At 40.4% G+C, this 13,363-nt stretch carries 10 protein-coding genes; 5 read left to right on the forward strand and 5 right to left on the reverse strand.

Going from position 1 to position 13,363, the window contains the following annotated elements; genetic code table 11:
• Positions 1-31: 31 nt before the first annotated feature.
• Positions 32-763, reverse strand: a complete 732-nt coding sequence (locus NO992_RS20615; protein ID WP_371380224.1) for a hypothetical protein — start codon at positions 761-763, stop codon at positions 32-34.
• 256 nt (positions 764-1,019) lie between these two features.
• Between NO992_RS20615 and NO992_RS20620 the strand changes: the two genes are divergently transcribed.
• The 4 genes from NO992_RS20620 to NO992_RS20635 are packed head-to-tail and all read left to right on the forward strand — an operon-like array spanning position 1,020 to position 7,545.
• Positions 1,020-4,892, forward strand: coding sequence for a TOMM system kinase/cyclase fusion protein (locus tag NO992_RS20620; RefSeq protein WP_371380226.1), 3,873 nt, complete (start codon positions 1,020-1,022; stop codon positions 4,890-4,892).
• Positions 4,885-6,372, forward strand: coding sequence for a hypothetical protein (locus NO992_RS20625; RefSeq protein WP_371380228.1), 1,488 nt, complete (start codon positions 4,885-4,887; stop codon positions 6,370-6,372). The genes NO992_RS20620 and NO992_RS20625 overlap by 8 nt, the downstream gene beginning before the upstream one ends.
• The gene (locus NO992_RS20630) at positions 6,365-6,610 is read left to right on the forward strand and encodes a hypothetical protein (RefSeq protein ID WP_069019668.1); all 246 of its coding nucleotides are present in this window, start codon (positions 6,365-6,367) and stop codon (positions 6,608-6,610) included. The genes NO992_RS20625 and NO992_RS20630 overlap by 8 nt, the downstream gene beginning before the upstream one ends.
• Before the next feature lie 20 nt (positions 6,611-6,630).
• Positions 6,631-7,545, forward strand: a complete 915-nt coding sequence (locus tag NO992_RS20635) for a hypothetical protein (RefSeq protein WP_174169354.1) — start codon at positions 6,631-6,633, stop codon at positions 7,543-7,545.
• A 140-nt stretch (positions 7,546-7,685) separates the two neighbouring features.
• On the opposite strand, the gene NO992_RS20640 is transcribed toward NO992_RS20635, so the two are convergent.
• Positions 7,686-9,869, reverse strand: a complete 2,184-nt coding sequence (locus tag NO992_RS20640; RefSeq protein ID WP_371380231.1) for an OsmC domain/YcaO domain-containing protein — start codon at positions 9,867-9,869, stop codon at positions 7,686-7,688.
• Positions 9,870-10,132: 263 nt separating this feature from the next.
• Between NO992_RS20640 and NO992_RS20645 the strand changes: the two genes are divergently transcribed.
• A complete protein-coding gene (locus tag NO992_RS20645) occupies positions 10,133-11,035 on the forward strand; it encodes a phytanoyl-CoA dioxygenase family protein (RefSeq protein ID WP_371380233.1) in 903 nt (300 codons plus the stop codon).
• 81 nt (positions 11,036-11,116) lie between these two features.
• Here NO992_RS20645 and NO992_RS20650 read toward each other — a convergent pair whose 3' ends face one another.
• From NO992_RS20650 to NO992_RS20660, 3 genes are all read right to left on the reverse strand, one after another.
• Entirely contained in the window at positions 11,117-11,725 is a 609-nt protein-coding gene (locus NO992_RS20650) for a GNAT family N-acetyltransferase (protein ID WP_010377767.1), read from the reverse strand.
• 128 nt (positions 11,726-11,853) lie between these two features.
• On the reverse strand, positions 11,854-12,447 hold the full coding sequence (locus NO992_RS20655) for a sulfotransferase family 2 domain-containing protein (RefSeq protein WP_081629142.1): 594 nt from the start codon (positions 12,445-12,447) through the stop codon (positions 11,854-11,856).
• A 69-nt stretch (positions 12,448-12,516) separates the two neighbouring features.
• Complete coding sequence (locus NO992_RS20660; RefSeq protein WP_371380236.1) at positions 12,517-13,179, reverse strand: hypothetical protein; 663 nt, start codon at positions 13,177-13,179, stop codon at positions 12,517-12,519.
• Positions 13,180-13,363: the final 184 nt, after the last annotated feature.

Below are 13,363 nucleotides of genomic sequence, written 5' to 3' on the forward strand. Positions count from 1 at the left end.
AAAGTAAAATCCGATCAAGCCCTTACTCAGCTTAGTCCACCTCGATAAAATTGCGAATATTTTGATCTAATTTCCATTGGCGATCTGAAAACTTCCCACCATTGATAATAATCTGATTAGCGCCATCGATACTTGTAACTGTGCGTTTTTGCTTTTGACTCAATGTATAGTTTTTTAAAAATACTCCATTGCTTTCAAAAACTTTGATACTAGAACTGCCAGAATTCAAAACAAATAACTGATTAGACTTACCAATGGTGATGCTCTTTGGACCATTAAGTTGATAGTCTTGCTCAATTCCGAACTCACCAAAAGTGCCCACTATTTCACCGCTAAAGTCGGCTAACACTATGTGGTGCTTTCCAGGTTGCAATAAATAAAGCTGTTGTTGTGTCGGATCTACAGCAAAATCTTTAAGATCGCTAATGTATTTAGGTAAAGGCAATTCATTGGAAGCAGGGTTACCCTGGGTATCAAAAACCCTGATCCCCCTCTCATGTTCGAAGTAAACGTAGAGAGAATCTCCGTAACGCCTAATTATATTGGCTCTTTTTTTAAAAGAAACTCGTTCCCCTGAAGGGCTTAGAACATCCCTGATAGGTACTTGAATACCGAGTTCATTTAATAGCTTTTCAGGAAGCCTTTCCGTTGTATCTTTTGATACTCCAGAAGCAGTGAAGCTTTGTCTAGCAAAACTAACAGGAGGCAAGACTGATGCAACCGTGAGTGCTGCACCAGCAAACATAAACGTTCGGCGTTTCATTCATTTTTCCTTTTTATTCTTATAGGTAAAGTATGCCAACTTTTTCGAGCAGAAGGAATTACACTCCATTACAAGCAATATTCCAAAAAACTCACCCAAATAAAAATATAATATTTTCAAATACTTATAAAATCCCACAGTCAACCCAGACTGTTAATTATCCAATTTTAAAAAACAATTAAAATTCTCATGCTAGACAAGTATTTACATTCCAATTACCCTATACCATTAACAAAAAATAAGAATTAGTAATCATATGTCTCTGACACAGTTTTCGGATAGCCATATTGTCGATGTATTCCAGTCTGACAAATACCAACTACTTGAAAAAATTGGAGAAGGTGGATTCGGTAAAGTTTTTAAGGCGCGCCAAATAAACACAGGGCAAATCGTTGCACTAAAATTTTTGGCGTTAGAACCACAACTAGAAGCGACGAAAAAACAAAGATATGCAGAACGTTTCAATCGTGAAACCTTACTTTGTAGTCAATTAAACCACCCAAATATCGTACGATTATTAGATAAAGGACAATTAAATGAAAATTTAATGTTTGGAGTCTTCGAGTATGTGGAAGGACAAACATTAAGGGACTATCTAAGTCAAAATGGCGCGATTGATTCTGTGTATGCAACCGACATCATGTTGCAGGTGCTAGATGCACTTATTCATGCCCATCAACAAGGCATCATTCACAGAGACATAAAACCAACCAATATTATGCTAAGCCAATCTGGTGCTAAGACTTACGCCAAAATACTTGATTTTGGTATCGGTACACTTGCGCAAGAAAGCCGCCAACATGACTTTGAAACAATCACGCTTACGCAAGAAACATTGGGCACGCCTTCTTACAGCGCACCAGAACAATTACGTGGCGAGCCAGCTTCTACCAAATCAGATCTTTATGTATGGGGTCTGGTATTCTTAGAATGTTTAACTGGCGTGCCTGCGGTAACGGGCACTAGCGTCGCATCGATTTATCACAAACAATTAAGCGATGTACACATTCCAATTCCAAGCGCCCTACTTGGCCACCCCCTTGCGGGACTGCTTAGGCGTGTACTCAATAAAAGTGCGTTGGAACGTGTGATCACTGCAACCGAGGCATTTTCTGAACTTGCTCGGATGAACGTATCGAACCTTGTTGGTGTGCTAAATGATGTTAAAGCCCAGCATGGTTACGACGAAACCACAGTAATGATCCGTGATGACGATCCTAATCATCGCGCCATTCAAGAATATACTGCGCTTACCGAACGCAAACAGCTAACCGTTCTTGCGGTAAGGTTAAGTGTCAAAGCACTCGACAACAATGAAAAAGACTTCGATGTCATAGACACGGTTTATAAATCTCAACGCAATCACTTTATTGATATCGCGACTCGTTACGGCGCTTATCATGTGGGTAATCTCGCCGATACCAGTTTGTTTTATTTTGGCTACCCCGTTAGCAGCGATAATGATGCGCGATTATCTGCCCGTACCGCACTTGAAATGATAAGCGAGCTTGCGAAGCGTAACGCGCTAATGCAAGAAGCTCACAGAGTCGCGCTTAACGCCCATATAGGCATTCACACTGGAATATTTATTACCTATGCTAATGCCGTACCTGAAGGACATCACGCGAATATTGCAGCAGCACTCTCCCGTGAAGCTGGCGAGCGTCAAGTCTTATGTAGTGCAGAGTCACGCTCACTCCTTGATGCTTTTTCTGAATTCAATCTGTACGGTCAAGTACAAATAGGCCCGTTATTTGAACTAACGCCGGTTTATAACTTGCAAGGAGAACGTCGCATCGAAGCATTTGGCTTTATGCGTGGTACAAAGAACCATCACGAACTTGTTGGTCGTCACCTTGAGCTTGAACAGACACTTTCACTCATTAATAACGAGGTCGAAGGTGCAACCCGCATCGCTCACATTCATGGTGAGGCTGGCATAGGTAAATCTAGGCTGCTGCAAGAAATTCGTGCTAATGCACCGCAATATCAACATTTAGTCGCCCAGTGTTTACCAGAGCATCAAAATAATGCTTTGTATCCAATTTTAACGCTGGTCAAGTATCTATTTAACACCGAGCAGCTAGATGCTCATTCAGCCAATACCGTTTTTAGTTATGTATTATCCAACATGGATAGTAAGCTCGATTTAGCACAAGCTATCCCTGTGTTGCTAGTTTGGCTCAATATCTCACTTGATGATGAAATCACGCCTTCTACACTTTCTCCCGATGAGCAAAAGCAAGTGTTGTTTAAAGGGCTTTGTGCATTGTTATTGTCAAATCGCCATGGACTCAGCAAGTTTAAGCTCTACATTATCGAGGACATTCACTGGGCAGATAGCACCACCTTAGAGTTTTTACATCACTTTGTCGGTGCGCTCGCTTCAGGTGATGTTTTACTAAGCACTTCAAGACAAGCGGTACCAACTCAGTTAAAAGACCTCACCTTAGTGGATGTTTGTCTGAAAAAACTAACCGAAAAAGCCACAGAAGATTTTATCATTAATTTGTTTGATGGCCGCCGAGTGTCAGAGCAAGTTCTCAAATTACTTACCAGCCGCACCGACGGGATCCCGCTATTTATTGAAGAACTCGTCAACATGCTTAAACAAAAGGCATTAGTTGGAGATAAAGGCGGAGAGATTGACTTCCTCGCACCTGACAAACTTGACCAAGTACCTACGAGTTTAAGAGAGTCATTACAACAAAAACTAGATAGCCTTAGTCACGCAAAAGAAACAGCCCAACTAGCAGCCACAATTGGCCGAGAGTTTGAATATGATTTACTCGTTGCGGCATCTTCTTTAAGCGAGAACCAGATCCAAAACGACTTAAATGAGTTGATAGCAAACGACCTTATTGTGCAGCAACGTCGTGTTGATAACGATAGCTATATTTTTAAGCATGCGCTGGTGAGAGATGCGGCTATAGCTAGCATTCCTAGCTTTCTACACACACAGCTTTATAAAAAGTTAGCAAATGTTCTTTTGTGCAATGATAGTACTCACTTTAATAGCCGTGTTTCTTTACAGCTCCAAGCCGAATATTACATTGGTGCAGAACTCATTGAACTTGGAATAGGCTCCCTGATTGCCGCTGGTAATGAACAGAATCAAAAAGGTGCCTATAAAGAGGCAATGAACCTATTATCAGGTGCTGAAGGCTTATATCAAAGTAAAGCGCTTGATAAGGTAGAAATTGCGTTGAGAATTTACCTTGGGATTGCGCACAGCCTCTCAGCAACCCTTGGTTTTTCTGATCCTCATGTCGAACTTTATTATAATAAAATTAACGAACTGGAGTTATCGGCAGCTGATCCTGAGCTAGTGTTGGCTGCTCACTTTGTGTCTTCAGTCTTTGGTATTGTTACCTGCCAACATCACATGACAAAAAGAGCGCTTGATAGCCTCTCAGAAATAGCAAATGAAAAAAATGGTCAGCATTTAAAAGTACCAGTTTTATTTCAGCTAGGGCAATTTGCTACTGTAAGCGGAAAGCCAGAAGAAGGTTTTTCATACTTAAAGCAGAGTTTAGCTGTATATGACCCCACGCACCGTAAGTTTTATAGTGAGCTAATAGCATACGATATAGAAGTTGCGATTCGAGTTTATGGCGCGCTAAATGCGGCACAGATTGGTGATCGTAAAATCGCTTTAGACTGGCTTGAAAAAGCCTTAAATCAGGCAAAATCTATAAACAACCCCCACACTATAGCCCATAGCTATGTGAGAGCATCTCAGCTTTATATAATACTTAGGCAACCAGAAAAAGTACTTGAATATGCTGATTTAGCACTAACAGTATCCAATTTACACGGCTATCAATTATGGACAGCTTTTGCGAAATGCTTTAAAGCATGGGCATTAGCAACACTTAACGGCAACCGTTCGGAGGAAAGCCCTGTTTCACTATTTGAACAAGGAACACAGTTTCTAGACGCTGTAGGACTAAAATCTCATGCACTCTGGTTAGCTGCGTTAAAATCCCAAGTTTTATATAAACTTGGCCACAAACCTCAGGCTTTAACGCTTATTTCAACTACAATCAAAGATCTGAAGACTAGCGATGAAAAGCTATATCAACAAGAAATTATCGACACAATAAGGATGATTGAAAATAATGAATAAGTTATTAATTAAACTAACTATTAATTTATCCTTTGTATTCTCTATTGCTTCCTCATGGGCAGCCGATCCGCTGACTGAGTTAAAGAATGAAATAAATAAAAGTATAAATTCCAAAAACTCTAGATTCCTAAAATATGGCAATACGAATAAAAAGTCTGAATTCCCTAGAGTGCCCAATCAGTTTATATGCACTTTCCCTGATGGAAATGAAATTTATAATATAATCAAAAAAAACAATGAAATTATTGAAAATATTACCGATAAATCAGTGCAACTTGCAATGGTTCAGGAGCTAAGGGCATTTGAAGAAAAAATAATGAACATTTCCGCTTGGGATTTGTTTCTCTCGGTAAACAGTAACATAAACAGTAAAGACAGTGCTTTTCCAGGCTCAGTGAGTTTTACCTCTGACTACATCCCTCGCTGGGGAGCTTGGCTTCACGACACGACATCGTCCCCCAAATTAGTTGATGCGAATACATTTGAGATGAACGCAAAATCGGTGAGCGATGGTAATTGGAAGTGCCAAAGTGATTGTCTGAAGAATACACTCGACTTGGAACTGTTTTCTAAAGAGCAAGGAGTAGATGGCGGTGGCATCCTAATCGACCAAGCTGGAAATCCTATCTACTACGAAAGCCGTGCAAACGGGCTGTTATATCAAGATCTTGCTGAAGGGTTTCAATATAGTGTTCCTATGTCTTTTCCTCTTGGGCAATGTACTGAATACATAGACATTGGTCTTGAAGTAGGTGGAGAGGCCGGTAAAAGGCAAAATATTTTACCTGTTGTTTCTGTGAAACTTGGATGGAAAATTCTTACAAAGCAAGACGATCCAAACAAATACTTTTCAATGGAAAACATTACATTAAATCAAAATGGCAAGACAGTTCAGTCCAAATTGGGACTAGTCGCAATGCATGTTGCTATTAAAGAGCAGCGCCAATATCAGTGGCGTTGGGTAACATTCGAACATATTGATAACCTCAACGAGCCAGAACAACATAGCTCTGAGACGCCAACTTTTAATAACCCTAATTGTCATGATTGCTGTGACAATTTACTACCAAAGAAAAGTGATAGTCCAGCTCAGCTAACACGACTTGAGCCCCTTTCAACTAATACAATTTTGCTAAATAATAAAATGCGCTCATTATTGAAAAGCAATAACTCCGTTTTTCAGCACTATAAGCTAGTAAGAACTCAATATACGAGTCTTGTCACTCCTAATTTGAAACAATTTTTTATCGAGCGAACACCTAGTGACGCAAGAAATGCTGTTTTAGAGCCATTTGTATTGCCAGAAATAACAAATTGCTCAAATAAAGAAAAATACATCGTACCTATACATACATTCAAAACTGGCTGTATGGGGTGCCATAAGTACGCAGAATATAAAACGAAAAATGGTAAATATGAAACCGCAGACTTTACTTTTATCTCTCCATTAAATATACAAAAGGAAAATACAAATGAGTAATAACAATATCGATTTCGCATATGCAGTGATCCATAATATTGATAATGCAACGGAAGATTTCAAAGCAAAACCAGAGATCCTTATGGCAAAGTTTGAGCTAGAAGAAAACGCTAAAGAAAAGCTAAGAGAAATAGGTAAGGCTTGGAGTAATGGACAAACCACAGATGTAGAAAAAGGCTGGGCAGAATTTGCAGAGCAATTCATAGGCCCTGAACTATTCGCTGCAATGCGCTGGTAGTCATAATTATGCAGGTTGTTATGTCAAACTATATCAAACTAGTCGAAAAAAGTCTTATAGCTCTGCGAGTAGATAACAGTGCGATAAGTAAGGTGCTGGATAAAGTCAATCCTATTGAAGCTTCTACTTCTAGTATATTTATCGAAACAAGACCTTTAGATCAAAGTAAGCTGGATATAACAACCTGCCACCACTTTACAAGAGATTGGGAATGCGCAGGTCTAGACAACTTAAAATTTGACCTAATAAAGAAACTGGATTTCAAATATAGACCAAAGACAGTCTGGTTGGAATACGATGACATTGCTGAAAGTGAGACTTCACCCGGCTTGCACCTTAGTGTAAACCAACAGACCATGGTCAATATATCTGAACTATGCGATATCCTATTTAATAGCGGCACACCTATCGACAATGAGCATTTTGAACGGTTATTACAATTAGCTGAAATACAGCATATTTCTAATCTTCACAGAGACCATGATGAAACGCTGAAACTACACCTCAAACCCAATAATTTGAGCAGTATCAAGCTCATAGAGGAGTTTTCTACATTTATCACTGACAACTCTTGTATGGAAATGGTTGAAAGTGTTTGCCAACTAGATGAAAGTTATTTTGACTATATATTTCTAGACTTAAGCTTTTATAACAACGCCCCTCTTCCCATAATTGGGATATATCTTTCTAATAAGAATAAAAAAAGTAAAAATTATTTAAGTGACTTTAAGCGGATATTAGCCTTCTTAGAGCTGGAAATTTCAGCTGTGGAAGCAATATTTTCGCTCATTAATAATGAAGAAGATGTCTGTCTAGACATAAAAATCGTCATCACAGCAGAAACTATTTACACTAAGCTTTACACCGGTGTCATAAATAGCCGAGCAGTAGATGTGGAAGAAATGGCAAAAAAACTGAAATTGGTTTTTAGTTAATGTAAAAACCAATGTCGGCGTATACGAGTTTTAAAGAGCCACTTTGGTATTTGTTAAGCACATTACTGAATAATACTTACATTAATGTTAACTCGATAAGAAATGTTAATAAAGGTGCTAAAATCTCAGCACCTTTAAGTTTATTTTAGGCAAATTTGCCCCCTTGCTGCATGAAGCTTCTTATAGCTTTCAATAAGACGCAGGTGCTTATCTAAACCTTCCAACTTCATGTTAGTGGACGTTAAACCATAGAATTTCACATCACCATTAATTGAGCCAATAACCGCATCCATCACGTCTTTAGAGAACATGCGGGTGAAGTTGTGGATGTAATCTTCTATTTCTAGCTCGTCATCCAATGCAATTTCAAGTGTGGCATGCATTGCTTGGTAGAATAAGCCACGCTCAACCGTGTTGTCATTAAACTGCAAGAAGGTTTCAACTAGTTCAATGGCCGTTTCGATATCGCCAAGCGCTAGATAGATTAAAATCTTAAGCTCAAGAATTGTAAGCTGACCCCACACCGTATTTTCGTCAAACTCAACACCAATTAGGGTGATAATATCGATATAGTTATCAAGCTGGCTGTCTTCTAAGCGCTCAACCAAGTTAGCTAATGCTTCGTCATCTAGAGAATGGATGTTGAGAATATCTTCGCGGTATTGCAACGCTTTATTGGTGTTGTCCCAAATCAGATCTTCAGCAGGATAAACTTCAGAAAAACCTGGTACCAAAATACGACAAGCGATCCCTAAGTCTGTAAATTCCGCAATATAGGCTTCTTTACCTAACCCTTCCAAAATGCCAAATAACTTATCGCACTCTTCTTCATTAGTGCCTGTAAAATCCCACTCAACAAAATCGTAGTCATGCTTCGCACTAAAGAAGCGCCATGAGATCACACCCGTTGAATCTATAAAGTGTTCAACAAAGTTCTCTGGCTCAGATACCGCCATGCTGTTAAACGTAGGTTTTGGTACATCGTTTAAGCCTTCAAAACTGCGCCCTTGTAACAGCTCAGTTAAACTGCGCTCAAGTGCCACTTCGAAGCTTGGATGCGCCCCAAAAGAAGCAAACACACCGCCTGTTTTTGGATTCATCAGGGTCACGCACATTACTGGGAATTGACCACCAAGAGATGCATCTTTCACCACCACTGGGAAACCCTGCTCTTCAAGCCCTTTGATCCCTTCAACAATACCTGGGTATTTAGCAAGTACAGACTCTGGCACGTCAGGGAGCACGATTTCTTGTTCGATGATTTGCTTTTTCACCGCGCGTTCAAAGATCTCAGATAAACACTGCACCTTCGCTTCAAACAGGTTATTACCGGCACTCATACCGTTACTTAGGAATAAATTTTCTATTAGATTTGACGGAAAATACACGGTTTCACCATCTGAATGGCGAGTGTACGGAATAGAACAAATACCGCGCGCTACATTACCTGAATTTGTGTCGATTAGGTGCGAACCGCGTAGTTCACCTTCTGGATCATAAATTTCACGAGTGTAGTCGTCTAAAATCTCAGTAGGAAGCGCATCATCAGCTTCAGGCTTAAACCACTTTTCGTTCGGGTAGTGAACAAATTCAGCATTTGCGATTTCTTCACCAAAGAATTGATCATTATAAAAGAAGTTACAGTTTAAACGCTCAATAAACTCACCGAGTGCCGAGCAAAGCGCGCTTTCTTTGGTTGCCCCTTTACCATTGGTGAAACACATTGGTGAAGCAGCATCACGAATATGCAAAGACCAGACGTGTGGCACGATATTACGCCATGATGCAACCTCAATCTTCATGCCTAAATCCGACAGGATCTTGGTCATATTTGCGATAGTCTGTTCCAGCGGAAGATCTTTACCTAGGATAAAAGTACTGTCGCTTTCGCTGGTATCAACCATCAGCATAGCCTGCGAGTCATCTTCAAGGCTTTCAACCGCTTCCACTTGGAATTCAGGTCCTGTTTGGATCACTTTTTTAACAGTACAGCGGTCTATTGAGCGCAGGATACCTTGGCGGTCTTTTTCAGAAATGCTTTCCGGAAGCTCCACCTGAATTTTAAAAATTTGGTTATAACGATTTTCAGGATCAACGATGTTGTTTTGCGCCACACGAATTCCATCCGTTGGAATGTCACGCGCATTACAATACACCTTCACAAAGTAAGCTGCACAAAGCGCTGAAGAAGCTAAAAAGTAGTCAAAGGGACTTGGTGCTGAGCCATCGCCTTTATAGCGAATTGGCTGATCTGCAATGACAGAAAAGTCGTCAAATTTGGCATCAATTCTGAGATTGTCGAGGTAATTTACTTTGATTTCCATTGGAAGGTTCCGGTGTGTTGCAATCGAAAACGCCAATTGTACTTGAGGATGCAAAGTGGTGCCAATGGAAGTTTCTGTTTATTCAAGTTGAGTTAATATAAACAAAATCCACAATGTAACCCACCGTAATTGCGCTAACTGGCATTTTACGACACTATAGTCAGTGCTGTAGCTGAGACAGGCTCTATTTGGCAGGCGAGTGAATATACTCGACAAACAACACTTAAGTCTGACAAGCAACAAAATAACTAGGAAGTACACGCATGACGATTGTGAGCAAAAGCAAACTCGATTTTTACAAAAACAACGGCTTCGTTTTATTTGAACAAACTTTACCCGACACACTGCTGGAAAAACTGAAACAGCTATCTAATGCGCTTGAGAGTAAAGCAAAACAAGCACAGCAAGATGGAAAAATCGCGACTCAATACCATTTATCAAATGAATCAGGTGAGCCAAAACTCTTTCGTTATAATGATTTGCTTTTTGAAGCGCCCGAGTTAATTATCGAACTACTCGCAACACCAGCAATGTTAGCGATCAGTGAACACCTTTGTGGTGTAGGCAGCGTTCCATTGCAATGTGACTTAGTCTGCAAATATCCACATCCCCACCCTCACATAGCTTGGCATCAAGATGCTCCTCATTCTCGTCATTTTGCATATTTAAATGTCGGTATCTATCTTGATGATGCGAATATAGATGACGGGTGCTTACGCTATTTGCCAAATTCCCAACACCAACTTTTGGATATTTATTCTCTCTCGAGCGAATATGGCTGGAACATTCCAGGGGTTGTACAGCAACCAGCTAAAGCCGGAGATATCTTAGTTCAAGACATGATGGTTTTACATGGCTCTGAGCCCAAACGCAGTGAAGGTCCGAGAAGGACAATATATGTAGAGCTTCGACCGCTTGCGGGTGTCAATGAAAATCAAAGTAGTGAATGGGCTGAGCTTAGAAAGCAATGGATGGCACACGTTATTCAGGCTGCAGACCCAGAAGACGTACCTGAGAAGTGGCTAGCTGTTTATGGTGAACCCAATTATGATTTAAATACGCTAGTAGAGCGTATCAAACAGAAACGAGAGGCCGTGATCCCAGCAGCTTGGGCACCGAAAATTGTTGAGCATCCAGACTACCCTACCCCCGCCGACCTACGTTAGTCTGCATGAAGTAATTGTCACCGCTTATCGATGACAATTACCTCTGACCATGCCGTGTTTGAAATTTTCTCTCACTCCACCTTAGCTAAAATCAAAAACACGATTTACTTCAATGCCATAGCACACTTCTTCAAACCTAAATCGCTTCATTGTTATCCCTTGGGCTTGGTCGAGGTTTACCGCTCCATGCTTTTCGTAAAAGCGTCTCGCTTGTTTGTTCTGCTCATAAATCCAGGTATACGCGCTTTGGCAACCTTGCTCATAAAGCTTTAATAGACGCGCCTTCAACAGCGCTTGACCTAATCCACGGTTCTGATGGCTTGGCAAAATATAACCGCGATATAGTTCACCGGCATTTATTCTCGATACTTTTTGGCTAACCGGATTATACATTCGACGGTAATTACCCGCCGCACCGCAGCCTAATATTTTCCTGCCATCAGTCACAAGCAAAGCCGTTTGGGTTGCAGAATTCTTAATGATATCAGACCAAATGGTTGCGAAAAATTCGACGGTTCCCCCTGCTAGCACTTGCTCTGGTAAAAAGCCACTGAAAGCCGCTTGCCAACTCACTTTGGTCACAAACGCCATTTCCTCTATATCTGCGGTACTGGCAGTCTTTATGGTGATTTTTTCTGGCAGGTTAAATACGTCAACAAATGCCTTTTTATCTAACTCAGTGATATCCATATAAACACTCAAAAGCTCTTTTAAGTAACAATTAACACATTATTGTTACAAGTTGTGATTTATACAAATATTTATTCCAACTTCCTTCTTGTTTTGATAGTTATCGTTTTTCACAAGGCTGACTACTATCAAAATTTATACCCAAATTGATAAATATCATCTAGGAAAAGCTCCTCGGCCAATTTTAACGCTAAATCTGAGTAGTAATCACGGTAGTGCCTACTTGATGCTTGATTATAATAAGGCAAATAATAATCTTTGCTCCCCAACTTCCTTAAAATTCGCTCACTGTCTTTTTGATAGTTTTCAAAGCGGCAAATTTCATTGACGAGTGAATTTCCCAAATGGTCGGATAACTGGGACCATTGACTCCATGCTATTCCGCCGTGCTGCTCTGCAACCATTTCTTGTACAAATAGTTCAAACCTCTCTTTCTCAGCAGAATGATGCTTCTCAGATACCGCTTCTGAGTGTAGACTTTTACCTTTCTCTAATAGTGAATACCAAGAAACGAGTCTTTCCCATGGGTTACGTACAAAAGCAAATTTAAACGTACTCTCAAACGCTTCCGGCAATGCCGCTCTAGCCTCTAGAAGCGATGCATGCTGGCTGCATATCATCCTTAGGTCTGGCGCCGTTTGCCTGAGGACACTACATAATGACGTACCGCCAGTGCGGCTAATGTGGCAGAACAAAAAATTGTACTTTTTAGAATAAAACATAATCCTCAATCATTTCAGACTGCAAATGCATTTTCTTCACTTTGTTAAAGCCTCCTTGGTCAAGAATAGCTACAAAGTCGAAATCAGGTCTCGCTGACTCACCTTACCAAGTTTAAGCTGCTCGTAAGAATGATAGATAGCTTTTTTGCTATCTTGCAGTCGCTGAGTAATATCTTCACCTTCAAGTAACGCGGCTTGCGCGGCCTCTAGCCTATCTTGCGTATCGGTAATAATTGCGGTTAGTTTTGCTTTATCTGATCTAATTAGCGTACTGTCCTGCTCAACTTTTTGCTCAAGCATAGTTAACAACTCTGATCGTACGGTAACCGTTTTATACTCTTTAAAGTCTAACCCCAAATGATTAAATAACAGCGCTTGATTCATCTCTTCTGGTGCAATTTCTACTTCAATTGGCATCTCTACAATGTTCGTCATCATTTCACGATACATCTCGATGTTATATTCACGACTGCCTATTTTGTGACTTGAACTCACCAAAGATTCATGGGCTAGCTTTTCAGCTTGCTCAAAATGCTTGGTAAGGTAGGTCGATTGGGTGTTGTTCGGCGCTTTTTCTTGTACAGCCTTTGCGGCTTCCATAAACGAAGGTGTTCCCGAGTTTTTTGCCGCCGATTTAGAAATGTCTTGATCACTCACAACATCATTGTTCTTTCGACTATAAAGATCGTTCGAACCATACCTTTGTGAATAGGGTGAATTTTGAATGTACATACTCGCTCCTTGGTGCATTGGCTGTTCTAGTACAGCAATAAGTGCGCCAAGGAAGCGTTATTAACCTGATCTCGGGTTAGTTAGAGTCCTAGGAGTCTTTTAACCAATTTTTCGATGTAATCGGGTTTTACCAAACCAAAGTTTGCCGTTCAAGCGCTAATATTACTGCGCTTGAGGCAAACTT

Source organism: Pseudoalteromonas sp. DY56-GL79 (assembly GCF_041414765.1).
Taxonomy (GTDB): Bacteria; Pseudomonadota; Gammaproteobacteria; order Enterobacterales; family Alteromonadaceae; genus Pseudoalteromonas; species Pseudoalteromonas piscicida.